The 21,377-nt window shown below is 61.0% G+C and carries 19 protein-coding genes; 9 read left to right on the forward strand and 10 right to left on the reverse strand.

Annotation, left to right across the window (positions count from 1 at the left end; translation table 11 throughout):
- Positions 1 to 98: 98 nt before the first annotated feature.
- Positions 99 to 1,505, reverse strand: coding sequence for a lytic transglycosylase domain-containing protein (locus AB4N98_RS24595; RefSeq protein ID WP_017528576.1), 1,407 nt, complete (start codon positions 1,503 to 1,505; stop codon positions 99 to 101).
- A gap of 98 nt (positions 1,506 to 1,603) precedes the next feature.
- A complete protein-coding gene (gloB, locus tag AB4N98_RS24600; protein ID WP_017528575.1) occupies positions 1,604 to 2,371 on the reverse strand; it encodes a hydroxyacylglutathione hydrolase in 768 nt (255 codons plus the stop codon).
- 65 nt (positions 2,372 to 2,436) lie between these two features.
- On the opposite strand from gloB, the gene AB4N98_RS24605 reads away from it, so the two are divergent.
- The 5 genes from AB4N98_RS24605 (at position 2,437) to AB4N98_RS24625 (ending at position 7,496) form a co-directional block, all read left to right on the forward strand.
- Complete coding sequence (locus tag AB4N98_RS24605) at positions 2,437 to 3,195, forward strand: class I SAM-dependent methyltransferase (RefSeq protein WP_017528574.1); 759 nt, start codon at positions 2,437 to 2,439, stop codon at positions 3,193 to 3,195.
- 45 nt (positions 3,196 to 3,240) lie between these two features.
- A complete protein-coding gene (gene rnhA, locus AB4N98_RS24610) occupies positions 3,241 to 3,693 on the forward strand; it encodes a ribonuclease HI (protein ID WP_017528573.1) in 453 nt (150 codons plus the stop codon).
- An 82-nt stretch (positions 3,694 to 3,775) separates the two neighbouring features.
- Complete coding sequence (gene dnaQ / locus AB4N98_RS24615) at positions 3,776 to 4,516, forward strand: DNA polymerase III subunit epsilon (RefSeq protein WP_175404218.1); 741 nt, start codon at positions 3,776 to 3,778, stop codon at positions 4,514 to 4,516.
- A gap of 134 nt (positions 4,517 to 4,650) precedes the next feature.
- Positions 4,651 to 6,906, forward strand: coding sequence for an Orn/Lys/Arg family decarboxylase (locus AB4N98_RS24620; protein ID WP_223495628.1), 2,256 nt, complete (start codon positions 4,651 to 4,653; stop codon positions 6,904 to 6,906).
- A gap of 20 nt (positions 6,907 to 6,926) precedes the next feature.
- A complete protein-coding gene (locus AB4N98_RS24625) occupies positions 6,927 to 7,496 on the forward strand; it encodes a GNAT family N-acetyltransferase (protein WP_017528570.1) in 570 nt (189 codons plus the stop codon).
- On the opposite strand, the gene AB4N98_RS24630 is transcribed toward AB4N98_RS24625, so the two are convergent.
- On the reverse strand, positions 7,493 to 8,386 hold the full coding sequence (locus tag AB4N98_RS24630) for a LysR substrate-binding domain-containing protein (protein ID WP_017528569.1): 894 nt from the start codon (positions 8,384 to 8,386) through the stop codon (positions 7,493 to 7,495). The two genes, AB4N98_RS24625 and AB4N98_RS24630, sit on opposite strands and share 4 nt — an antisense overlap.
- A gap of 195 nt (positions 8,387 to 8,581) precedes the next feature.
- Between AB4N98_RS24630 and AB4N98_RS24635 the strand changes: the two genes are divergently transcribed.
- On the forward strand, positions 8,582 to 8,920 hold the full coding sequence (locus tag AB4N98_RS24635; RefSeq protein WP_065878859.1) for a hypothetical protein: 339 nt from the start codon (positions 8,582 to 8,584) through the stop codon (positions 8,918 to 8,920).
- Between the two features lie 61 nt (positions 8,921 to 8,981).
- On the opposite strand, the gene AB4N98_RS24640 is transcribed toward AB4N98_RS24635, so the two are convergent.
- Positions 8,982 to 9,218, reverse strand: a complete 237-nt coding sequence (locus AB4N98_RS24640) for a hypothetical protein (protein ID WP_016979714.1) — start codon at positions 9,216 to 9,218, stop codon at positions 8,982 to 8,984.
- Between the two features lie 228 nt (positions 9,219 to 9,446).
- Here AB4N98_RS24640 and AB4N98_RS24645 point away from each other — a divergent pair, with 228 nt between their 5' ends.
- Positions 9,447 to 10,004, forward strand: a complete 558-nt coding sequence (locus AB4N98_RS24645) for an NADPH-dependent FMN reductase (RefSeq protein WP_017528567.1) — start codon at positions 9,447 to 9,449, stop codon at positions 10,002 to 10,004.
- A 54-nt stretch (positions 10,005 to 10,058) separates the two neighbouring features.
- Here AB4N98_RS24645 and poxB read toward each other — a convergent pair whose 3' ends face one another.
- Positions 10,059 to 11,783 carry a ubiquinone-dependent pyruvate dehydrogenase gene (gene poxB / locus AB4N98_RS24650; protein WP_017528566.1) on the reverse strand — a complete coding sequence of 575 codons (1,725 nt, stop codon included), beginning with the start codon at positions 11,781 to 11,783 and terminating at the stop codon, positions 10,059 to 10,061.
- 77 nt (positions 11,784 to 11,860) lie between these two features.
- Positions 11,861 to 13,093: an NADH:flavin oxidoreductase/NADH oxidase family protein gene (locus tag AB4N98_RS24655; protein WP_065878860.1), complete on the reverse strand. Its 1,233-nt coding sequence runs from the start codon at positions 13,091 to 13,093 to the stop codon at positions 11,861 to 11,863.
- A gap of 71 nt (positions 13,094 to 13,164) precedes the next feature.
- On the opposite strand from AB4N98_RS24655, the gene AB4N98_RS24660 reads away from it, so the two are divergent.
- Positions 13,165 to 13,575 carry a MerR family transcriptional regulator gene (locus AB4N98_RS24660; protein WP_017528564.1) on the forward strand — a complete coding sequence of 137 codons (411 nt, stop codon included), beginning with the start codon at positions 13,165 to 13,167 and terminating at the stop codon, positions 13,573 to 13,575.
- Between the two features lie 114 nt (positions 13,576 to 13,689).
- Here AB4N98_RS24660 and AB4N98_RS24665 read toward each other — a convergent pair whose 3' ends face one another.
- Together AB4N98_RS24665 and AB4N98_RS24670 are read right to left on the reverse strand one after the other, a co-directional pair.
- Complete coding sequence (locus tag AB4N98_RS24665; RefSeq protein WP_460148964.1) at positions 13,690 to 14,184, reverse strand: DUF934 domain-containing protein; 495 nt, start codon at positions 14,182 to 14,184, stop codon at positions 13,690 to 13,692.
- Entirely contained in the window at positions 14,168 to 15,826 is a 1,659-nt protein-coding gene (locus AB4N98_RS24670) for a nitrite/sulfite reductase (RefSeq protein ID WP_065878862.1), read from the reverse strand. Before AB4N98_RS24670 ends, AB4N98_RS24665 begins: the two co-directional genes overlap by 17 nt.
- Before the next feature lie 422 nt (positions 15,827 to 16,248).
- On the opposite strand from AB4N98_RS24670, the gene AB4N98_RS24675 reads away from it, so the two are divergent.
- Complete coding sequence (locus tag AB4N98_RS24675; protein WP_135196819.1) at positions 16,249 to 17,328, forward strand: ABC transporter substrate-binding protein; 1,080 nt, start codon at positions 16,249 to 16,251, stop codon at positions 17,326 to 17,328.
- A gap of 17 nt (positions 17,329 to 17,345) precedes the next feature.
- Here the strand turns inward: AB4N98_RS24675 and AB4N98_RS24680 are convergent, their stop codons facing one another.
- Entirely contained in the window at positions 17,346 to 17,564 is a 219-nt protein-coding gene (locus tag AB4N98_RS24680) for a DUF2970 domain-containing protein (protein WP_065878864.1), read from the reverse strand.
- Positions 17,565 to 17,616: 52 nt separating this feature from the next.
- Positions 17,617 to 21,327 (reverse strand): methionine synthase, encoded by a 3,711-nt coding sequence (metH, locus tag AB4N98_RS24685; protein ID WP_135196818.1) that lies wholly within the window; start codon positions 21,325 to 21,327, stop codon positions 17,617 to 17,619.
- Positions 21,328 to 21,377: the final 50 nt, after the last annotated feature.

Consider the following 21,377-nt stretch of genomic DNA (forward strand, 5'->3'; position numbering starts at 1 on the left):
TGCTCCCGATAGCAGTTTGTCAGTCACCAGATTCGCTGGCTGATACACCGCTATCGGGGTGCCCCCTCCCACATTAGCTCGCCAGTGTTCTCGAAGTCTTAGCGCGGCCCGGAAACCACCAGCATCTGGCCCGGCTTCAATGCCTGGCCGGTACGCGGGTTCCAACGCTTGAGATGTTGCATCTCGACGTTGAAGCGCTTGGCGACGATGTACAGTGAATCGCCTTTCTTGACCTTGTACTGCACCGGTTTCTTGCTGCTGGCCGCGGCGCGGCGCGTGTCCTGCATCACCAGGGTCTGGCCGACCTTGAGTGCCTGGCCGTTGAGCTGGTTCCAGCGTTGCAGGTCATGCACGTCGACCTTGTTGGCCTTGGCGATCAGCGTGAGGTTGTCGCCGTTGCGCACTTTGTAGCTACGGGTACGCCCGGCCACACGTGCGTTCTCGACTTCGTCGAACACCTGTTTTTTCGGGCGCATGGCCAGCAATTCTTCCGGCTTCATCGTCGACAGCGTGCTGGTGAGCAATTGTGCCTTGGAACTGGGTACCAACAGATGCTGCGGGCCATCCAGGGTGGTGCGTTGTTTCAGGGCCGGGTTGAGCTGGAACAGTTCGTCCTCATCGATTTCCGCCAGCGCGGCGACCCTGGACAAGTCCATGCTTTGCTTGACTTCAACCACTTCGAAGTACGGCGTGTTGGCAATCGGGTTCAGGTTGACGCCGTAGGCCTCGGGCGCCAACACCACTTGGGACAGCGCCAGGAACTTGGGCACGTAGTCCTTGGTTTCCTGGGGCAGGGGCAGGTTCCAGTAGTCGGTAGGCAGGCCGAGCTTTTCGTTGCGCTCGATGGCCCGGCTCACCGTACCCTCGCCAGCGTTATAGGCAGCCAGCGCCAGTAGCCAGTCACCGTTGAACATATCGTGCAGACGGGTCAGATAGTCCAGGGCGGCGGTGGTGGAGGCGGTGATATCGCGGCGGCCGTCGTAGGCGCGGGTCTGGCGCAGGTTGAAGTAGCGCCCGGTGGACGGGATGAACTGCCACAGGCCGACCGCATCGCTGCGCGAATAGGCCATTGGGTTGTAGGCACTTTCGATCACCGGCAGCAGTGCCAGCTCCAGGGGCATGTTGCGTTCTTCAAGGCGTTCGACGATGTAATGGATGTAGAGACTGCCGCGTTCCCCTGCGTTTTCCAGGAACGACGGGTTGCTGGCGAACCACAGGCGCTGTTGCTCGATGCGTGGGTTGACGCCGAGGTTGTCCTGCAATTGAAAACCCCGGCGCATGCGTTCCCAGACATCCTGGGGCACTTCGGGGGTAGGCTTCTCTGAGAGCCAGATGGGTTTTTGCTTGATCTTGGCGGCAAGATTCGGTTTGGGTTGCACGGTGGATTGTGCGGCGAAATTTGTCGATTGGCAGCCCGCCAGCGTTGCGCAGACGCCCACCGCCACAGCTTGAGCCAGGCGGGTCAATGCGTCTGAATGGTTGGATTTACGAATAGATGACGACATTGGCTGGAAGTAAGTTCCGGGCAAAAATGTCGGGCGATTCTAGAAAGCGCTTCGGTTCCGGTCAACCATTCAGAAATTACGTATCAGATTGCGTCCCGTTAGAACGTATCTTTCCATGCCCTCAAGCTAGCAAACACCTCGGCCCCAGCGCGGTTGTCGCGCCCATTCCGTTCGTCCGCTTTTTGTTTAACAGATGTTTCGGTGGTACGTAAAAAGGGGTTGGTGCGCAATTCCAGGGCCAGTGTGGAGGGCAGCGTCATTTCGCCGCGAGCCCTTAATTGGCGCACGTTTTCGACGCGCTCGGCGATATCGGCATTGTGCGGTTCCACCGCTTGGGCAAACTTGAGGTTACTTTGTGTGTATTCGTGGGTGCAGTACACCAACGTGTCGGCGGGCAGCGCGGCCAGACGCTCAAGGGAGGTGTGCATCTGCTGCGGCGTGCCCTCGAACAGGCGGCCGCAGCCGGCGGCGAACAGGGTGTCGCCGCAAAACAGCACGCCCTGGTGATAGAAGGCGATATGACCGAGGGTGTGTCCGGGCACGCTATATACGTCGAAGTTCCAGCCGAGCACCGAGAGGCGATCGTTGTCCTGCAGGGCGACGTCCCGCGCCGGGATCTGTTCGTTGGCCGGGCCGTAGACCGTGGCGCCGGAGGCCTTTTTCAGCTGTTCGACACCGCCGACGTGGTCATGGTGGTGGTGAGTGATCAGGATGTCGCTGAGAGCCCACTCGGGGTTTTGTTTCAGCCAGGCAAGCACCGGCGCGGCATCGCCGGGGTCGACCACGGCGCAGCGTTGGGTGGCAGGGTTGCGTAACAACCAGATGTAGTTATCGGTGAAGGCGGGCAGGGCACTGATCTGTATCATTCTTCGATTCGCCAAGCTGAACACATTGGTGCATCTTAGAACGTCTAGGCGAGTTGGAGAATGCAATGACTGATAAAGCGTTCGCCCAGGCCGATCCTGAGTGGCTGGCCCTCATCGGTGCGGCCCGTGAATGGCTGTCCGGGCCTGTCGGGCAATTTCTGTTGGACGAAGAACGCCGCATGCTCGAAGACGAGCTGGAGCGTTTCTTTGGCGGTTACCTGGTGCATTACGGCCCTTCCGCGCAAACGCCGCCCTCTGCGCCGCAGGTGCAACGCAATGTGCGCCTGGGCGCGCCATTGCCGGGGGTGGAGATCGTCTGTGAAGAACAGGCCTGGCCTTTGAGCGAGCATGCGGCCGACGTGGTGGTGTTGCAGCATGGCCTGGACTTCTGCTTGTCGCCCCACGGTTTGCTGCGCGAAGCGGCGAGCAGCGTCCGGCCGGGTGGCCATTTGCTGATTGTTGGCATCAACCCCTGGAGTTCCTGGGGCCTGCGCCGCGTGTTCGCCCATGATGGCTTGCGTCGGGCGCGCTGCATCGCGCCGTCGCGGGTAGCGGACTGGTTGAACCTGCTGGGCTTCGCGCTGGAGAAACGCCGCTTCGGGTGCTATCGTCCGCCGCTTGCCTCGACCACGTGGCAGGGCCGCCTGGCCGGCTGGGAACGCCGCGCTGGCGCCTGGCAGCTGTCGGGCGGCGGCTTCTATCTGTTGGTGGCGCGCAAGATCGTGGTCGGGCTGCGGCCGGTGCGCCAGGTCGCGCGCCAGCCCATGGGCAAGCTGGTGCCGATGCCGATGGCCAAGGTCAACCGCAAGCAAAGCCAACCGTAAACCTCTTTCTGATTTCAGACCTGCCTGCTTTGATGGATGTAACCGATGACCGATAGCGTTGAACTCTTCACCGACGGCGCCTGCAAGGGCAACCCCGGCCCTGGCGGCTGGGGCGCCTTGCTGGTATGCAAGGGCGTCGAGAAGGAACTGTGGGGCGGCGAAGCCAATACCACCAACAACCGCATGGAGCTGATGGGCGCCATTCGCGGCCTGGAAGAACTCAAGCGTCGCTGTAGCGTACTGCTGGTGACCGACTCGCAATATGTGATGAAGGGCATCAACGAGTGGATGGTCAATTGGAAGAAGCGCGGCTGGAAAACCGCAGCCAAGGAACCGGTCAAAAATGCCGACCTGTGGCAGTTGCTCGATGAACAATGTAATCGCCATGACATCACCTGGAAGTGGGTGCGCGGCCACATCGGCCATCCCGGCAACGAACGCGCCGACCAACTCGCCAACCGTGGCGTGGACGAAGTGCGGGGCTACAAGCAGAGCTGACGTCGGCTGACGTGTTAACATCGCGCCCTTTGACGCACACCACACTGCACACCACACCGTTGAGAGCTGAACCCTGATGGCCATCCGATCTGTTGTACTCGATACCGAAACCACCGGCATGCCGGTGACCGACGGCCACCGGATCATTGAAATCGGCTGTGTTGAACTCATGGGTCGGCGCCTCACCGGGCGCCATTTCCACGTTTACCTGCAACCGGACCGCGACAGTGACGAAGGCGCGATCGGCGTCCACGGCATCACCGACGAATTCCTCAAGGGCAAGCCGCGTTTTGCCGAAGTGGCCGATGAGTTCTTCGAATTCATCAACGGCGCCCAGTTGATCATCCATAACGCGGCGTTCGACGTCGGCTTCATCAATAACGAATTTGCCCTGATGGGGCAGACCGATCGCGCGGATATCTCCAAGCACTGCTCGATCCTCGATACCTTGATGATGGCCCGTGAACGTCACCCAGGCCAACGCAACAGCCTCGATGCCTTGTGCAAGCGTTATGGCGTCGACAACTCCGGCCGTGAACTCCACGGCGCCTTGCTCGACTCCGAGATTCTCGCCGACGTTTACCTGACCATGACCGGCGGGCAGACCAGCCTGTCCCTGGCCGGTAATGCCTCCGACGGCGCGGGTTCGGCGGAAGGCTCGGGCAACCGTCCTTCGGAAATCCGTCGCTTGCCGGCCGATCGCAAGCCGACGCCCATCATTCGTGCCAGTGAGCAGGACCTGGCCGAGCACGCGGCACGGTTGGAAGCGATTGCAAAGTCGGCGGGTGCGCCGGCGCTCTGGACTCAACTGACCCAACACTGAGAGTGAGGTCAAGACGGTGGGAGGGAGCTTGCTTGCTCCCACAGTCGATCTCCCTTGCCGATGAAATCTTCATTCGCCACATCCGCGCCTAGCTTCTACCCTTGAGTGCATAGCCCTCAGGACTCCACGCCCTCATGTACAAAGACCTGAAGTTCCCTGTTCTTATTGTGCATCGCGACATCAAGGCCGACACCGTTGCCGGCGACCGGGTTCGAGGCATCGCCCGCGAGTTGGAACAAGAGGGCTTCAGTATTTTTTCCGCCGTGGACTACGCCGAAGGCCGGCTGGTGGCGTCCACCCATCATGGTTTGGCCTGCATGCTGATCGCCGCCGAAGGCGCCGGCGAAAATACCCACCTGCTGCAAAACATGGTTGAGCTGATCCGCCTTGCGCGGGTGCGGGCGCCGAACCTGCCGATCTTTGCCCTCGGCGAGCAAGTCACCCTGGAAAACGCTCCGGCCGATGCCATGAGCGAGCTCAACCAGTTGCGCGGTATTCTCTATTTGTTCGAAGACACCGTGCCGTTTCTAGCCCGGCAAGTGGCCCGCGCCGCACGCACCTACCTTGATGGCCTGCTGCCGCCATTCTTCAAGGCCTTGGTGCAGCACACCGCCGACTCCAATTATTCCTGGCACACCCCCGGCCATGGCGGCGGCGTGGCTTATCGCAAAAGCCCGGTAGGGCAGGCGTTCCACCAGTTTTTTGGGGAAAACACCCTGCGTTCGGACTTATCCGTATCAGTGCCCGAACTGGGGTCGCTGTTGGACCACACCGGGCCTCTGGCCGAAGCCGAGGCGCGTGCCGCACGCAACTTCGGCGCCGACCACACCTTCTTCGTGATCAATGGCACATCGACCGCCAACAAGATCGTCTGGCACTCCATGGTCGGCCGCGATGATCTGGTGCTGGTCGACCGCAACTGTCACAAATCGGTGTTGCACTCGATCATCATGACCGGCGCCATACCGCTGTACCTATGCCCTGAGCGTAACGAATTGGGCATCATCGGCCCCATCCCCTTGAGCGAATTCAGCCCTGAGTCGATCCGCGCCAAGATCGACGCCAGCCCCCTGGCCCGTGGCCGTTCGTCGAAAGTGAAGCTGGCCGTGGTCACCAACTCCACCTACGACGGCCTGTGCTATAACGCCGAGCTGATCAAGCAGCAACTGGGCAACAGTGTCGAGGTATTACACTTTGACGAAGCCTGGTACGCCTATGCGGCGTTTCACGAATTTTTCGCCGGGCGCTACGGCATGGGCACTTCGCGTACCCCGGAGAGCCCGCTGGTGTTCACCACCCATTCCACGCACAAGCTGCTGGCGGCGTTCAGCCAGGCTTCGATGATCCACGTGCAGGACGGCGGCGCGCGCCAGCTGGACCGTGACCGTTTCAACGAAGCCTTCATGATGCATATTTCCACCTCGCCCCAATACAGCATCATCGCCTCGCTGGACGTGGCCTCGGCGATGATGGAGGGCCCGGCCGGCCGTTCGTTGCTGCAGGAAATGTTCGACGAAGCCCTGAGCTTTCGCCGCGCCCTGGCTAACCTGCGTCAGCATATCGCCGCCGAGGACTGGTGGTTTTCCATCTGGCAGCCGCCCTCGGTGGCGGGTGTCGACCGCGTTATTACGGCGGACTGGCTGTTGCAGCCGCAGGATGATTGGCATGGCTTTGGGGATGTGGTCGAAGACTATGTGCTGCTCGATCCGATCAAGGTCACCCTGGTGATGCCCGGCCTGAATGCCGGTGGTGCCTTGAGCGATTGCGGGATTCCCGCGGCGGTGGTCAGTAAATTCCTTTGGGAACGCGGGCTGGTGGTGGAAAAGACCGGGCTGTATTCCTTCCTCGTGCTGTTTTCCATGGGTATCACCAAAGGTAAATGGAGTACCTTGCTCACCGAGTTGCTGGAATTCAAGCGCAGTTACGACGCAAATGTCAGCCTGGCCAGTTGTTTGCCTTCGGTGTTTGCCCAGGGCTCGACACGCTACCAGGGCCTGGGGTTGCGCGACCTCTGCGACCAGCTGCACAGCTGTTATCGCAGTAACGCCACCGCCAAACACCTCAAGCGCATGTACACGGTATTGCCGGACATTGCGATGAAACCGGCCGACGCCTACGACCAATTGGTCAGGGGCGAAGTGGAGGCAGTGTCCATTGATGCCTTGCCAGGGCGCATCGCAGCCGTGATGCTGGTGCCCTATCCGCCGGGCATCCCGTTGATCATGCCGGGCGAGCGCTTTACCGAGTCGACGCGCTCGATCATCGACTACCTGGCGTTTGCGCGCACGTTCGATAACAGTTTTCCCGGTTTTGTCGCAGACGTTCACGGGCTACAACACGAAGATGACGGCAGTGGTCGTTGTTACACCGTCGATTGCATCAAGGGTTAAGGATGTTTATGCAAGCTGTAATGAACCCGAAGTATCCAGGGCTCAGTGTGCGGGTCGCCGATGAAGGCTTCGACGCCTATGTGTGGGGCAATGATTTCAGTTTCGAGGTCAGCGCCTATGGAGTGCCGCAGATGGGCGCGCGCGTCGATAAGTGGCCAGTGGAACGCATTGTGCCGTACCGCAAGTGCTATGGGATTGACCCGGAGGAATTCGCCAGCTTTCGCGACGCCCCAGACAGTGCCATCTTCATGGCCTTCCTGGACGACTGCCCGGTGGGGCATATCGTGGTCAGCACCAATTGGAACGGTTTTGCCCATGTCGATGAACTGGCCGTGGCCTTGCCCGCGCGTCGCCACGGCGTCGCCAAGGCATTGCTGGACGTGGCGCAGTTCTGGAGCCGCAAGAAAAACCTGCCGGGCATGATGCTCGAAACCCAGAACAACAACCTTGGCGCCTGCCGTCTGTATGAACGTTGTGGCTATGTGATGGGCGGCATCGACCACTTGCGCTATCGCGGCATCGACCCGCAAACCCGTGAAGTGGCGATTTTCTGGTATCGCCTGTTCAAGACCGAAGCCGACCGGGGTTAGCTCACCAGCAGGCTTTCGGCCTTCTGGGTGACGATCTCCAGCAGCGCATTCAAGGCGGGTGAGGCTACGCCCTCCTTGAGCGTCAACGCATACAGGCTGACCATGATCGGCGGCGACACGGGGCACGCGTCCAGCCCGGCCTCGCGCGCGCCAAAGGCCGTAAACGGGTCGACAATCGCCAAGCCTTCTCCCGCCTCCACCATGCTGCGCATCATCTGGTAGGTCTGTACCCGTGTCTGCACCACCGGCAACGGTCGCAAGGCTTGCAGCTTGGCATCCAGCAGGCGGCTCAGCGGGTCGTGGCCCTCCAGCCCGATCATCGACTGCCCGGCCAGGTCCGGCAGCGCAATGTACTTCTGTTTGGGTTTGAGCCAGCCATGGGGCGCCAGCAATTGCAGTTTGCCCTGGGCCAGCACCGTGCTGTGGATTTGTGGATGTTCCGGATCATGCAGGCCCAGGCCCACATCGGCTTCGTGCAACAACAGGCTTCTGACGATTTCCCGGGTCGGCTGGCTCGACAGGTTGCACGGAGTGTCCTGGAAACGCCGGCGCAGCACGGCGATGCTTTGCGGTAGCAGTTGATTGGCCAGCGGCGGGGTGCACAGGGCGCGCAAGGTGGGGGCGTGATGGTGTTTGAGGCGGCCGGCCAGGCGTTGCACCGGCTCCAGCGCTTCGTACACATGGGCGATTTCTGCCTGCAGCTCCAGGGTTTCCCGGGTCGCCTGCAAACGTCCGCGCACGCTGGCGAACAACATGAAGCCCAATTGCAGCTCAGCCTCCTTGAGCGCTGCGTCCACATCGCCCACGGAGAGTTGCAACCATTCGGCGGCCGTGCCGAGGTGTCCGGTCTGCAAGATGGCCTGAATCACTTCGATATGACGTAAACGCATGGCCGGAGTCTATGTGCAGCGCGGTGGGTATTCAATGGCGCGAACCCGCCTGTGAAAAAAAGTGTGCGTAAAAAAGACGGTGTGGGTCGCTCAAGCCTATGGCGTTCGGTCGCGACCCCACTAAAATGGCGGGTCTGATCATCAACGACCAATGCCGGGTACCGGCACATACAACAAAAACAGGTCTGGTCTCATATGCTGATTCCCTCGACGTTCTTCGGGGTAACGGCCAAGCAACTGATGGTCCTGGTGACCGTGGGATGCGTGGCTGCTTATCTCTTGCGTAATCAAGACGACACCCCGCCGGAAAACCTCGCGCTTGAAGCGTTTATCCGTTCCCAGGAACAGGTGAGCGAGCAGGTGGGGACAGTGTTGGGGCTCACGCTGCTCAGGCAGGTGCAGGCGTACCCCGCGTACAACACGTCGGGCTACACGCGTTCGATGTACGCCGTGGAAGGGGAGCGGGGGCATTTGACGGTGACGCTCAAGCAGGATGAGCAGGGCATTGAACTCACGCAGATCCGCAATCCCTGATCACGCCAGCCCAGTCAATGCCATCAATGGCCAGGACTGAGCAGGTCGTTAAGGCGAGATCTTATGACGCGAGGGTGGTTTGCGACTCGCGGACAAGAATCGTGCCCGACTGAATCAGTTTGAATTCATCGCCTTCCAGTTTTTCTACACGATCGCCAATGGCCAGCTTGTAGGTAGTGGTGGGCGCCGAGCCAGCCAGGTCGCCTTGCGCCGGGTTGGATTCCTGGAATTCATGCACGGAATACACGCGGCCTTCCGCGTCTCTGGCATGGAACTGTCCGACAAGTACTGCTGCCATCTGTTTAGAACCTCTGGAGATAAAACACTCGATATATGGTTGTGTAGACCGTCATAAAGAGGCGTAGTTTGCCTACGGAAAAAAAATACTATTCGTTGAGGTTTTTGGACGTTTCCTACAGGGCATAGCCTGAGCCAAACGTCTGAAAGGTTCTCAAAACCTGCTGGTGATCACGCCACGAAGCCTCTATAACTACAAGCTCCTTTAATCAGACGTCGGGAACCCCCAATGAGCAAGGTCTACACGATTGCCGTCCTGGTTGGCAGCTTGAGAAAACAGTCGATCAACCGCAAGGTCGCCCTGGCATTGGCCGAACTGGCCCCTGCCAATCTGAAATTGAATATTGTGGAAATTGGCGATTTGCCGCTCTACAACGAGGACATCGACGGTGATTCACCGCCGGCAGCCTACAGTACTTTCCGCCAGCAAGTGAGCTCATCCGACGCGGTGCTGTTCGTGACCCCGGAATACAACCGTTCGGTACCGGCCCCGTTGAAAAACGCAATCGATGTAGGCTCGCGCCCTTACGGGCAAAGTGCCTGGAGCGGCAAGCCGGGCGCTATCATCAGCGTGTCGCCGGGTGCGATTGGCGGTTTCGGCGCCAACCATCACCTGCGCCAGTCCCTGGTATTCCTGGACGTGTGGTGCATGCAGCAGCCCGAAGCCTACCTGGGTGGCGCGGGCAGTGTGTTTGATGAGTCGGGCAAGGTATCGGAAAAGACCAAGCCGTTTTTGCAGGCGTTCATCGATGCCTACGGCCAGTGGGTGGAAAAACACAAGGGCTGACAGACGCAGGCGCCAAATGTGGGAGGGGCCTCCCACATTTGAATCAGCTTTGAGTCAGCGCAGCCAGTTGGTGCGTGCCAGCTCGATCACTTCATCCCCGCGCCCACTCATCACCGCCTTGAGCATATACAGGCTGAACCCCTTGGCCTGTTCCAGCTTGATGCTCGGCGGCATCACCAGTTCCTGGGTGGCGGTCACCACGTCCACCAGCACCGGGCCGTCATGGGCCAGGGCGCGGCGCAAGGCCGGTTCCAGCTCTTCGGATTGCTCCACGCGGATACCGAGAATGCCCATGGCGTTGGACATGGCCGCAAAATCCGGGTTTTTCAGCTCGGTGCCGGCCTCCAGATAACCGGCGGCCTTCATTTCCATGGCGACAAAACCCAGGGATGAGTTATCGAACACGATGACTTTTACCGGCAATTTCAACTGCGCCAGTGAGATGAAGTCGCCCATCAACATGGCGAAACCGCCGTCGCCCGACATCGAAATCACCTGCCGGCCCGGGAACGCAGCCTGCGCGCCAATGGCCTGGGGCATGGCGTTGGCCATGGACCCATGGTTGAACGAGCCGATCAGGCGGCGCTTGCCGTTCATTTTCAGATAGCGCGCCGCCCACACCGTGGGCGAACCGACGTCGGCGGTGAAGATTGCATCCTCGTCCGCCAGTTCGCTGAGCAACCGCGCCACATATTGCGGATGAATCGGCCGATTGGCCTTGGACGGTTGGGCCAGGTCATCCAAGCCCTGGCGGGCTTTTTCATAGTGCTTCAAGGAGGTGTCGAGAAAGCGGCGATCCGTCTTGCGGGTCAGGCGCGGCAACAGGGCGTCGAGGGTTTCACCTACATCGGCGGCGATCCCTAGGTCCAGCGTGGCGCGACGGCCGAGGGCCTGCGGGTTGCGGTCGACCTGGATGATTTTCGCGGCGGTGGGGTAGAACTGGCGATAGGGGAAGTCAGTGCCGAGCATGATCAGCGTGTCGCAATTGAGCATGGCGTGATAGCCCGAGCTGAAGCCGATCAGGCCGGTCATGCCCACGTCGAACGGGTTGTCCCATTCCACATGCTCCTTGCCGCGCAGGGCATGCACCACCGGGGCGCCCAGCGTATCGGCCAGCGCCACCACTTGTGCATGGGCGCCGGCGCAACCGCTGCCGCACAGCAACGTGACTTTGTCACTGCCCTTGAGGATTTCGCTCAATTGCACCAGGTCGGCTTCGGCCGGCAACGTGCGCGGCGCGTTCAGTACCGGCCAAGGCTTGAGCGTGTCTTCGACTTCCAGCAACGACACGTCCCCCGGAATCACCACCACCGCCACGCCGCGATTGAGGATCGCCGAGCGCATGGCACGGTGCAGCACGTGGGGCATCTGTTCGGGGTTGGTCACCAGTTCGATAAAGTGGCTGCACTCCTTGAACAATTCCTGGGGATGGGTTTCCTGGAAATAGTTGAGACCAATCTCTGAGGAGGGGATCTGCGCGGCAATCGCCAGCACCGGCACATGGTTGCGATGACAGTCGAACAGGCCATTGATCAGGTGCAGGTTGCCCGGCCCACAACTGCCGGCGCATACCGTCAGCTCACCGGTGGCCGCGGCCTCGGCACCGGCGGCGAACGCGGCGACTTCTTCGTGGCGCACGTGCATCCATTCGATGCTGTCCATGCTGCGCAACGCATCGGTGAGGCCATTGAGGCTGTCGCCGGTCAGGCCCCAGATGCGCTTGATACCCGCCTGTTCAAGGGTGGTCGCCAGTTGCTGGGCCAGGTTGATTTTCGCCATGAGGCACTCCAATCGTCAGTGAGGTTAAGAACAGCTGATCAATAGGGGACAGTTCGATCACGGCGAATGCTGCGCCTTTAATGTGAAGATTGCTTCATGGCCGCGCGATATTGCCGGGTGCGGCGCGCGGTAAACCACTGGTCGCACGCCAGGGCCAGCCAAGGGGCGACGTTGGGGTTGGGGCGGCGGCCACGGCTCAAGCGGCGCATCTGGTCACGCACCACGGCCAGGGTGGCGAGTGAGGCGAGGGGCTTGCGCTTCCAGTCGATAGGCTTGAGTTGCGGGTCGAGGTCGCGACCTGCGCGCCACTGTTTGATCAACTGCGGTTCCAGGGTCAGGGCGGTGGCGATCCCGGCCATGGCGATGCCGCTATCGAGTACTTGCTGCACGATTGGTAGGCGTCGGATGCCGCCGGTGACCATCAGCGGCATGCGAGCGACACTGGCCATTTGCGCGGCAAATTCGAGGAAGTACGCTTCTCGGGCCAGCGTGCGGCCGTCCCGCGCTTCGCCTTGCATGGCCGGCGCTTCATAGCTGCCGCCGGACAATTCCAATAAATCGATGGGCAATGGATTGAGCATCTCTACCACCGCGCGCGCATCGGCCTCATCGAAGCCGCCGCGTTGGAAATCCGCTGAATTGAGTTTTACCGACACGCAAAACGCCGGGCTGACGCTAGCGCGCACGGCGTGGATCACTTCCAGCAACAGCCGCGCGCGGTTCTCCAGCGTGCCGCCCCAGCAGTCGGTGCGGTGGTTGCTCAGCGGGGAGAGGAACTGGCTCAGCAAGTAGCCGTGCGCCCCGTGGATCTGCACCCCGCTGAACCCGGCTTTCTCGGCCAGGCGCGCACTGGTGGCGAAGCGCTGGATCACGTCCTGGATCTCGTCTTCGCTCATGGCCTTGGGTGTGGCGAACATCTTGGAAAAACTGCCCAGGTCAAGGGCGAGGGCCGATGGCGCGAGGGCTTGTTGACCCAGGTTGGCCATGGTCTGGCGCCCTGGGTGGCTCAGCTGTACCCAGAAGTGCACGCCCTTGGCCCTGGCCACGTCGGCCCATTCGCGAAAGCTGTCCAAGTGTTGTTCGTTTTCCAGCGCAACGCCGCCGGGGCCGGTCATCGCACGCCGGTCGATCATCACGTTGCCGGTGATCAGCAGGCCGGGTTCGCCGTCCGCCCAGGTCTTGTACAACTGCTTCAATTCGCGGGACGGTGCCTGATTGATATCGGCCATGTTTTCTTCCATCGCCGCCTTGGCGATGCGGTTTGAAATGATTTGGCCATTGGGCAGTTGCAGCGCTTCAAAGGGTGACATGGGTTGACTCCTTAGCGGGGGAGGCCCCAGGCTAAGCTTAAAGTTAACTTTAATGTCAAGCAGGTGTTGTGATGAATATTGGTGAGCTGGCAAAACAGAGCGGCCTGGCAGCATCGCGTATCCGCTTTTATGAAGCCGAAGGGCTGATCAGCCAGGTGGGCCGCCAGGCCAACGGTTATCGGCGCTATGCGCCCGAAGCCTTGCAGACGCTGCAATTGATCCAGAGCGCGCAACAGGCCGGGTTCACCTTGCAGGAACTCAAGGCGTTGATGCCGGCTCCCGGCGAGCACAAGCGCGAGGAATTGATTGAGGCATTGGAGCGCAAGGTGGCGCAGATCGAAGTGATGCAGGCGCAGTTGGCGCACAACAAGGCGCAATTGCTGGGCGTGATCGAAGCGGTACGGGCGCAGCCGGAAGGCGTGCCGTGCTCCATGGGGCAGAAACAGGTGCTGGCGTCGATCAAGATCAACCCGCCATCCTGAACGTGAGGAGTTTGCACTGTGAGAGGGGGCTTGCTCCCGATGACGGAGTTTCAGTTACCGGATAAGTAGCTGAACCACCGCTATCGGGAGCAAGCCCCCTCGCACATTTGTTACTCAGCGTCGGCGAAAGAGTGGCAGCGGTTCGTCCGTTGCGGCCTGATAGGTCACCGAGAAGTCCTTGAGGCTTTCCAGCGCTTCGTACGGGTCTTTGTCGGCGCGCAGGGCGAAGGCATCGAACCCGCAGCGGCGCAGGTAAAACAGTTGGTCGCGCAGCACATCGCCAATCGCACGCAGCTCGCCTTTGTAACCGTAGCGGTCACGCAGCAGGCGTGCGTTGGAGTAGTTGCGCCCATCGGTAAAGGCCGGGAAGTTCAGGGCGATGACTTGGAAGCGCTGCACGTCATCACCGATTTCTTCGGCTTCTTCATCCGCGTCCAGCCACACACCCAGGCCACCGTCACGGGCCTTGAGGGCGTGGCCGTGTTCGCGCCACAGCGCCAACGGCACGATCAGGTCGTCGCAGTTGGAAATACCGTCGAAGCTCGCGTCCTTGGGCAGCAGGTGCCAGGTTTCGTCGACGACTTCGTTGTTCTTAATGATTCGCTGCATAGACGCGCTCCTTGAACAGGTCAATGCCGATGCGCTGGTAGGTATCGATGAAACGCTCATCTTCGGTGCGCTGTTCGATGTACACATCGATCAGTTTGCCGATCACCTCGGGCATGGCTTCCTGGGCGAAGGACGGGCCGAGGATCTTGCCCAGGCTCGCGTCGCGGCTGGCGCTGCCACCCAGGGACACTTGGTAGAATTCTTCGCCTTTCTTGTCCACGCCCAGGATGCCGATGTGGCCGACGTGGTGGTGACCACAGGCGTTCATGCAACCGGAGATGTTCAGGTCCAGCTCGCCGATGTCGAACAGGTAGTCCAAGTCGTCGAAACGGCGTTGGATCGATTCGGCGATCGGGATCGACTTGGCGTTGGCCAGGGAGCAGAAATCACCCCCCGGGCAGCAGATGATGTCGGTCAGCAGGCCGATGTTCGGCGTGGCGAAGCCGCCTTCACGCAGTTCGCCCCACAGGGTGAACAGTTGGCTCTGCTCAACGTCTGCCAGGATGATGTTCTGCTCGTGGGAGGTGCGCAGTTGGCCGAAGCTGTAGCGTTCGGCCAGGTCGGCCACGGCGTCCAGTTGCTTGTCGGTGATATCGCCAGGGGCGACGCCGGTGGGCTTGAGCGACAGGGTCACGGCCACATAGCCCGGCTTTTTGTGCGCCAGGGTGTTGCGCACACGCCAGCGGGCAAAGCCTGGGTGCTGTTGGTCGAGCGCGGCGAGTTCGGCGTCCTGGTTGCTCAGGGCCTTGTACTCGGGGTCGACGAAATGCTTGGCGACGCGATGCACTTCGGCTTCGGTCAGGGTGGTCTGGCCGCCGCGCAGGTGTTCCATCTCGGCGTCTACCTTCTGGGCGAACACCTCGGGGGTCAGCGCCTTGACCAGGATCTTGATCCGGGCCTTGTATTTGTTGTCGCGACGGCCGTAGCGGTTGTAGACCCGCAGGATCGCGTCGAGGTAGCTCAACAGGTCCGGCCATGGCAGAAACTCGTTGATGAACGCGCCGACCACTGGCGTACGGCCCAGGCCGCCACCCACCAGCACACGGAAGCCCAGTTCGCCTGCGGCGTTGTACACCGGCTCCAGGCCGATGTCGTGGACTTCGATGGCCGCACGGTCCGAGGTCGAGCCGTTGATGGCGATCTTGAACTTGCGCGGCAGGTAGGCGAATTCCGGGTGGAAGGTGGTCCATTGACGGACGATTTCGCACCACGGGCGCGGGTCGATCAGTTCGTCGGCGGCAACGCCGGCGAATTGGTCGGTGGTCACGTTACGCAGGCAGTTGCCGCTGGTCTGAATGGCGTGCATCTGCACGGTCGCCAGCTCAGCCAGGATGTCCGGCACATCTTCCAGTGCCGGCCAGTTGAACTGCACGTTCTGGCGGGTACTGATGTGGGCGTAGCCTTTGTCGAAGTCGCGGGCAATCTTGGCCATCATGCGTGTCTGGCGCGAAGTCAACTGGCCGTAGGGCACGGCCACCCGCAGCATCGGCGCAAAGCGCTGCACATAAAGGCCATTTTGCAGGCGCAGAGGGCGGAACTCTTCTTCGCTCAGTTCACCTGCCAGATAGCGTCGGGTCTGATCACGGAACTGCTTGACGCGGTCCTCGATGATGCGCTGATCGTATTCGTCGTATACGTACATATAGGTCCTGTTCTCGGCAAATCTGCGCGCACGGCCGCGCACTCCCAACGGAGCCGGCGCACGATACCAGTTTGCGTTTATGCGCAAAAGTGATGTTTGAGTATATGCACATAACCAAAATGACTAATGAGAAGGTTTATCGCGATACCCACATTTGTCATGCGGGCAATCCTGGACTTTACTGTGCTCGTGTCTTAGTGCAATCACCTATAAAACCGACAAGAGGCGATGCGATGAGCAATCCGACTAAAGCCCGTAAACCCGACAGTACCGTGGACGCCTGGGCCATCCTGTTCTTGATCATCCTGGTAGTGGGAACCGCTGTGTTCTGGGTCAGCCATCAATAAGCAGGGTTGCCTGAACCTCGATTGACAGCCGCATTGCCACTATCATGGCGGCTTCTTTTGAAGGTTCAAGCCAGCATGTTGAAGGTTCTGATTGCGTCTGTGGGGTTGTGGGGAGCGACCTTCGGGTTGATGGCCCATGCGACATCGGTGGTGTTTCTCAACCCAGGCACGTCGACGGAAACCTTCTGGGTCGGCTACACGCAGTTCATGCAGGCCGCGGCCAAGGACCTCGGCCTGGATTTGCGTGTGCGTTATGCCGAGCGCGATAACCAGAACACCTTGAGCCAGGCGCGTGAAGCTCTTCAAGGCGGCCGGCGGCCCGATTACCTGGTGCTGGTCAATGAGCAATACGTGGCGCCCCAGGTCCTGCGCATGGCGCAGGGCAGCGGGGTGAAGTTGCTGATGGTCAACAGCACGCTGACGGCCGACCAGGCGCACCTGTTGGGCGCCCAAAGCGGCATTGATGTGATCGGCAGCCTGGTCGCCGATGACGAACGGGCCGGCTACCTGATGCTCGTTGACCTGTTGCGTCAGCACGGCCCCATTGCACCGGGCGAATCCCTCGACCTGTTGGCGTTTTCCGGGGTCAAGACCACGCCGGGCGCGCAGCTGCGCGAGCAGGGCTTGCGCCGGGCGCTGGCCGAACATCCCCAGGTGCGACTGCGCCAGTTGGTTTACGGCGAGTGGACCCGCGAACGCGCCTTTGAGCAGGCCACGCAGCTGTTCAAGCGCTATCCGCAGACCACGCTGGTGTGGTCTGCCAATGACCAGATGGCGCTGGGTGCCATGCAAGCGCTTGAGGACAGCGGGCGATCGCCGGGCAAGGACGTCCTGTTCAGCGCGGTCAACAGCTCGCCGCAGATCCTGCAGGCGCGCCTGGACGGGCGCTTGTCGAGCCTGGTCGCCGGGCATTTCACCCTGGGCGGGTGGGCCATGGTGCTGATCAACGATGATGCCAAGGGCATAGATATCCGCCGTCATCGGGACCACGAACCGCAGGTGGCGCTGTTCGAACTGATAGACCCGGCCCAGGCGCGACAGCTGCTTGAACTCCAGGCCAAACACCACTATCGCGTGAACTTCAAGGCGCTTTCGGCGCAGGCCAAGCCCGAGGGTTATCGTTACCCGTTCGGCTTGGAATTGTTGATGCGTTAAGCGTGCGCCTGTGTGCCTTAAACCCCGGCCAGGTGCAGCACCAGTTTGACGATACCGAATAGCGTCAGGGCAAACACCCCCGTGAATAGAATGCCCAGCATCACAAAGTGGCTGGGCTTGCCGTGGGTAAAGTCGCGGGCGCGGTTCTTGCCGCTTTGCACGCCGAAGGCGGCGGCCACCACGCTGTGCAGCATCTGCCAGAAGGAAGGCGGTTTGTTATTGACTGGATCGTCCATAAGTCCCTCGACACCCGGTGTGTGAGGGACAGCATAGACAATCCTGGCGGGCTTAGTTGTCGTAGCCCAGGTTGGGCGCCAGCCAGCGCTCGGTCACGGCCAGGTCCTGGCCTTTGCGCGCGGTGTAGCTCGTGACTTGGTCTTTGTCGACTTTACCCACCGCAAAGTACTGCGCCTGCGGGTGGGCGAAGTACCAGCCGCTCACCGCCGCCGCCGGGAACATCGCGTAGTGTTCGGTCAGGAACACACCGCTGCGACCGGCCTGCATTTCGCGGGCCTCGGGGTCGAGCAATTGGAACAGCTGGGCCTTCTCGGTGTGATCCGGACACGCCGGGTAACCGGGGGCAGGGCGGATGCCGCTGTATTGCTCTTTGATCAGCGCCTCGTTATCCAGCTGCTCGTCTTTGGCGTAGCCCCAGTAATCTTTACGCACTTGCTGGTGCAACCATTCGGCGCAGGCTTCGGCCAGGCGGTCGGCGAGGGCCTTGACCATGATCGAGTTGTAGTCGTCGCCCGCGTCCTGGTAAGCCTTGGCCACTGCCTCGGCGCCGATGCCGGCGGTGGTAATGAAACCACCGATGTAGTCGGTGATGCCGCTGTCCTTGGGCGCGACGAAGTCGGCCAGGGAGAAGTTCGGTTTGCCGTCGGTCTTGATGATCTGTTGGCGCAGGTGGTGCAGCCTGGCAATCGGCTGGCCGTCGTCACCGTAGACTTCCAGGTCATCGTCCCGCACCTGGTTGGTCGGCCAGAAACCGAACACGGCACGTGCGCTGATCAGCTTTTCATCGATCAGCTTGCGCAGCATTTCGCGGGCGTCGGCATACAGCGCGGTGGCGGCTTCACCCACCACTTCGTCAGTGAGGATGCGCGGGAATTTACCGGCCAGGTCCCAGGAGATAAAGAACGGTGTCCAGTCGATGTACTCGGCCAGAACGTTGAGGTCGATGTTGTCCAGCACCTTGGCGCCGGTAAACGTCGGCACAACCGGGGTATAGCTGCTCCAGTCGAACTGCGGCTTTTTGGCGATGGCCGCCGGGTAACTCAGGCGTTCGGTGCGGGCGCTGCGGTTGGAGGTGCGCTCGCGTACGTCGATGTATTCCAGGCGGGTTTTCTCGACGAAGCCGGCCTTCAGTTCCTTGGACAGCAACTGCGTGGCCACGCCCACTGCGCGCGAGGCGTCGGTGACGTAGATCACCGCATCGTTGCTGTACTTGGGCTCGATCTTCACCGCCGTGTGCGCCTTGGAGGTGGTCGCGCCGCCGATCATCAGCGGCAGGTGGAAATCCTGGCGCTGCATCTCACGGGCCACGTGCACCATCTCGTCCAGGGACGGCGTAATCAGCCCGGACAGGCCGATAATGTCGCACTTCTGCTCTTTGGCGACTTGCAGGATCTTCTCCGCCGGTACCATCACGCCCAAATCGACGATGTCATAACCGTTGCAACCGAGCACCACGCCGACGATGTTCTTGCCGATGTCGTGTACGTCACCCTTTACCGTGGCCATCAGGATTTTGCCCTTGGCCTGCGGCTTGTCGCCTTTTTCCAGTTCGATGAACGGGATCAGATGGGCCACGGCCTGTTTCATGACACGGGCGGATTTGACCACCTGCGGCAGGAACATTTTGCCGGCGCCGAACAGGTCGCCGACGATGTTCATGCCGGACATCAGCGGACCTTCGATCACTTCGATCGGGCGCGCGAACGACAGCCGCGACTCCTCGGTGTCCTCGACGATATGCGTGGTGATGCCCTTGACCAGCGCGTGTTCCAGGCGCTTGTTCACCGGCCAGCCACGCCATTCTTCGGTTTCGGCTTCCTTGACGCTGCCGTCGCCCTTGTACTTGTCGGCGATGGCGAGCAGGGCGTCGGTGCCGTCCGGGGTGCGGTTGAGCACCACGTCTTCCACCGCGTCGCGCAGCTCGGCCGGGATCTGGTCGTAGATCTCCAGCTGGCCGGCGTTGACGATGCCCATGGTCAGGCCGTTGCGAATGGCGTACAGCAGGAACACCGAGTGGATCGCCTCGCGCACCGGGTTGTTGCCGCGGAACGAGAACGACACGTTGGACACGCCGCCCGAGGTCAGCGCGTACGGCAGTTCGTCACGGATATAGGCGCAAGCGTTGATGAAGTCGACGGCGTAGTTGTTGTGCTCCTCGATGCCTGTGGCGACCGCAAAGATGTTCGGGTCGAAGATGATGTCTTCCGGCGGGAAGCCGACTTCATTCACCAGGATGTCGTAGGAGCGTTTGCAGATCTCTTTCTTGCGTGCTTCGGTGTCGGCCTGGCCGGCTTCGTCGAAGGCCATCACCACCACCGCGGCGCCGTAGCGCTTGCATAGCTTGGCATGGTGAATGAACTGCTCCACGCCTTCCTTCATGCTGATGGAGTTGACGATGCCCTTGCCCTGGATGCACTTGAGGCCGGCTTCGATCACGTCCCACTTGGAGGAGTCGATCATGATCGGCACGCGGGAGATATCCGGCTCGCCGGCGATCAGATTGAGGAAGGTCACCATGGCCTTCTTCGAATCGAGCATGCCCTCGTCCATGTTGATGTCGATCACCTGGGCGCCGGCTTCAACCTGCTGCAGCGCGACTTCCAGGGCTTCGGTGTAGTTGTCCTCGCGAATCAGGCGGGCGAACTTGGCGGAACCGGTGATGTTGGTGCGCTCGCCGACGTTGACGAACAGCGAGCTGCGATCGATGGTGAACGGCTCCAGGCCCGACAGGCGGCAGGCCTTGGGAATGTCCGGGATCGGGCGCGGGGCATAACCGGCCACGGCCTTGGCGATGGCTTCGATGTGGCCTGGGGTGGTGCCGCAGCAGCCGCCGACAATGTTCAGGAAGCCGCTCTGGGCGAACTCTTCGATGACCTTGGCGGTTTGCGACGGCAGTTCGTCGTACTCGCCGAATTCGTTGGGCAGGCCGGCGTTGGGGTGCGCCGAGACGTGAGTGTTGGCCTTGTTGGACAGCTCTTCCAGATAAGGGCGCAGTTCGCTGGCGCCGAGTGCGCAGTTCAAACCGACCGAGATCGGCTTGGCGTGGGCCACGGAGTTCCAGAACGCTTCGGTGGTCTGGCCCGACAGCGTACGGCCGGAGGCGTCGGTGATGGTGCCGGAGATCATGATCGGCAGTTCGATGCCCAGTGCTTCAAACACCCCTTGCACGGCGAAGATCGCAGCCTTGGCATTGAGGGTGTCGAAGATGGTCTCGATCAGGATCAGGTCGGCGCCGCCTTCGATCAGGCCTTTGGTGGCTTCGGTGTAGTTTTCCACCAGCTCATCGAAGGTCACGTTGCGGTAGCCGGGGTTGTTCACATCCGGCGACAGCGAGCAGGTACGGCTGGTCGGGCCGAGCACGCCGGCGACGAAGCGTGGCTTGGCCGGGTTCTCGGCGGTCTTGGCGTCGGCGATCTTGCGTGCCAGGCGTGCGCCTTCGACGTTCAGCTCGTAGGCCAGCTCTTCCATGCCGTAGTCGGCCATGGAAATGCGCGTGGCATTGAAGGTGTTGGTTTCGAGGATGTCGGCGCCGGCATCCAGATAAGCCTTCTCGATGCCGCCGATCACGTCCGGACGGGTGATCACCAGCAGGTCGTTGTTACCCTTGACGTCGCTCGGCCAGTCGGCGAAGCGTTTGCCACGGTAATCGTGCTCTTCCAGTTTATAGCTCTGGATCATCGTGCCCATGCCGCCGTCGAGGATCAGGATGCGTTCCTTGAGGGCGTGGTGAAGGGCTTGCAGACGAGCGCTACGATCGGACATGGGACTACTCTGGTCAGGCATTACGGAGGGGGTGGATCATAGCAAACCTG

This window comes from Pseudomonas sp. S3_E10, from assembly GCF_054667615.1.

Bases quoted from the DNA above. Each gene is read 5' to 3' on its own strand.
- AB4N98_RS24605 (WP_017528574.1), top strand. From the start codon at position 2,437: ATGACTGATAAAGCGTTCGCCCAGGCCGATCCTGAGTGGCTGGCCCTC.
- gloB (WP_017528575.1), bottom strand. From the start codon at position 2,371: ATGATACAGATCAGTGCCCTGCCCGCCTTCACCGATAACTACATCTGG.
- AB4N98_RS24635 (WP_065878859.1), top strand. From the start codon at position 8,582: ATGCTGATTCCCTCGACGTTCTTCGGGGTAACGGCCAAGCAACTGATG.
- AB4N98_RS24620 (WP_223495628.1), top strand. From the start codon at position 4,651: ATGTACAAAGACCTGAAGTTCCCTGTTCTTATTGTGCATCGCGACATC.
- metH (WP_135196818.1), bottom strand. From the start codon at position 21,327: ATGTCCGATCGTAGCGCTCGTCTGCAAGCCCTTCACCACGCCCTCAAG.
- AB4N98_RS24595 (WP_017528576.1), bottom strand. From the start codon at position 1,505: ATGTCGTCATCTATTCGTAAATCCAACCATTCAGACGCATTGACCCGC.
- AB4N98_RS24670 (WP_065878862.1), bottom strand. From the start codon at position 15,826: ATGTACGTATACGACGAATACGATCAGCGCATCATCGAGGACCGCGTC.
- AB4N98_RS24665 (WP_460148964.1), bottom strand. From the start codon at position 14,184: ATGCAGCGAATCATTAAGAACAACGAAGTCGTCGACGAAACCTGGCAC.
- rnhA (WP_017528573.1), top strand. From the start codon at position 3,241: ATGACCGATAGCGTTGAACTCTTCACCGACGGCGCCTGCAAGGGCAAC.
- poxB (WP_017528566.1), bottom strand. From the start codon at position 11,783: ATGGCGAAAATCAACCTGGCCCAGCAACTGGCGACCACCCTTGAACAG.
- AB4N98_RS24660 (WP_017528564.1), top strand. From the start codon at position 13,165: ATGAATATTGGTGAGCTGGCAAAACAGAGCGGCCTGGCAGCATCGCGT.
- AB4N98_RS24645 (WP_017528567.1), top strand. From the start codon at position 9,447: ATGAGCAAGGTCTACACGATTGCCGTCCTGGTTGGCAGCTTGAGAAAA.
- AB4N98_RS24675 (WP_135196819.1), top strand. From the start codon at position 16,249: ATGTTGAAGGTTCTGATTGCGTCTGTGGGGTTGTGGGGAGCGACCTTC.
- AB4N98_RS24630 (WP_017528569.1), bottom strand. From the start codon at position 8,386: ATGCGTTTACGTCATATCGAAGTGATTCAGGCCATCTTGCAGACCGGA.
- AB4N98_RS24655 (WP_065878860.1), bottom strand. From the start codon at position 13,093: ATGTCACCCTTTGAAGCGCTGCAACTGCCCAATGGCCAAATCATTTCA.
- AB4N98_RS24625 (WP_017528570.1), top strand. From the start codon at position 6,927: ATGAACCCGAAGTATCCAGGGCTCAGTGTGCGGGTCGCCGATGAAGGC.
- AB4N98_RS24680 (WP_065878864.1), bottom strand. From the start codon at position 17,564: ATGGACGATCCAGTCAATAACAAACCGCCTTCCTTCTGGCAGATGCTG.
- AB4N98_RS24640 (WP_016979714.1), bottom strand. From the start codon at position 9,218: ATGGCAGCAGTACTTGTCGGACAGTTCCATGCCAGAGACGCGGAAGGC.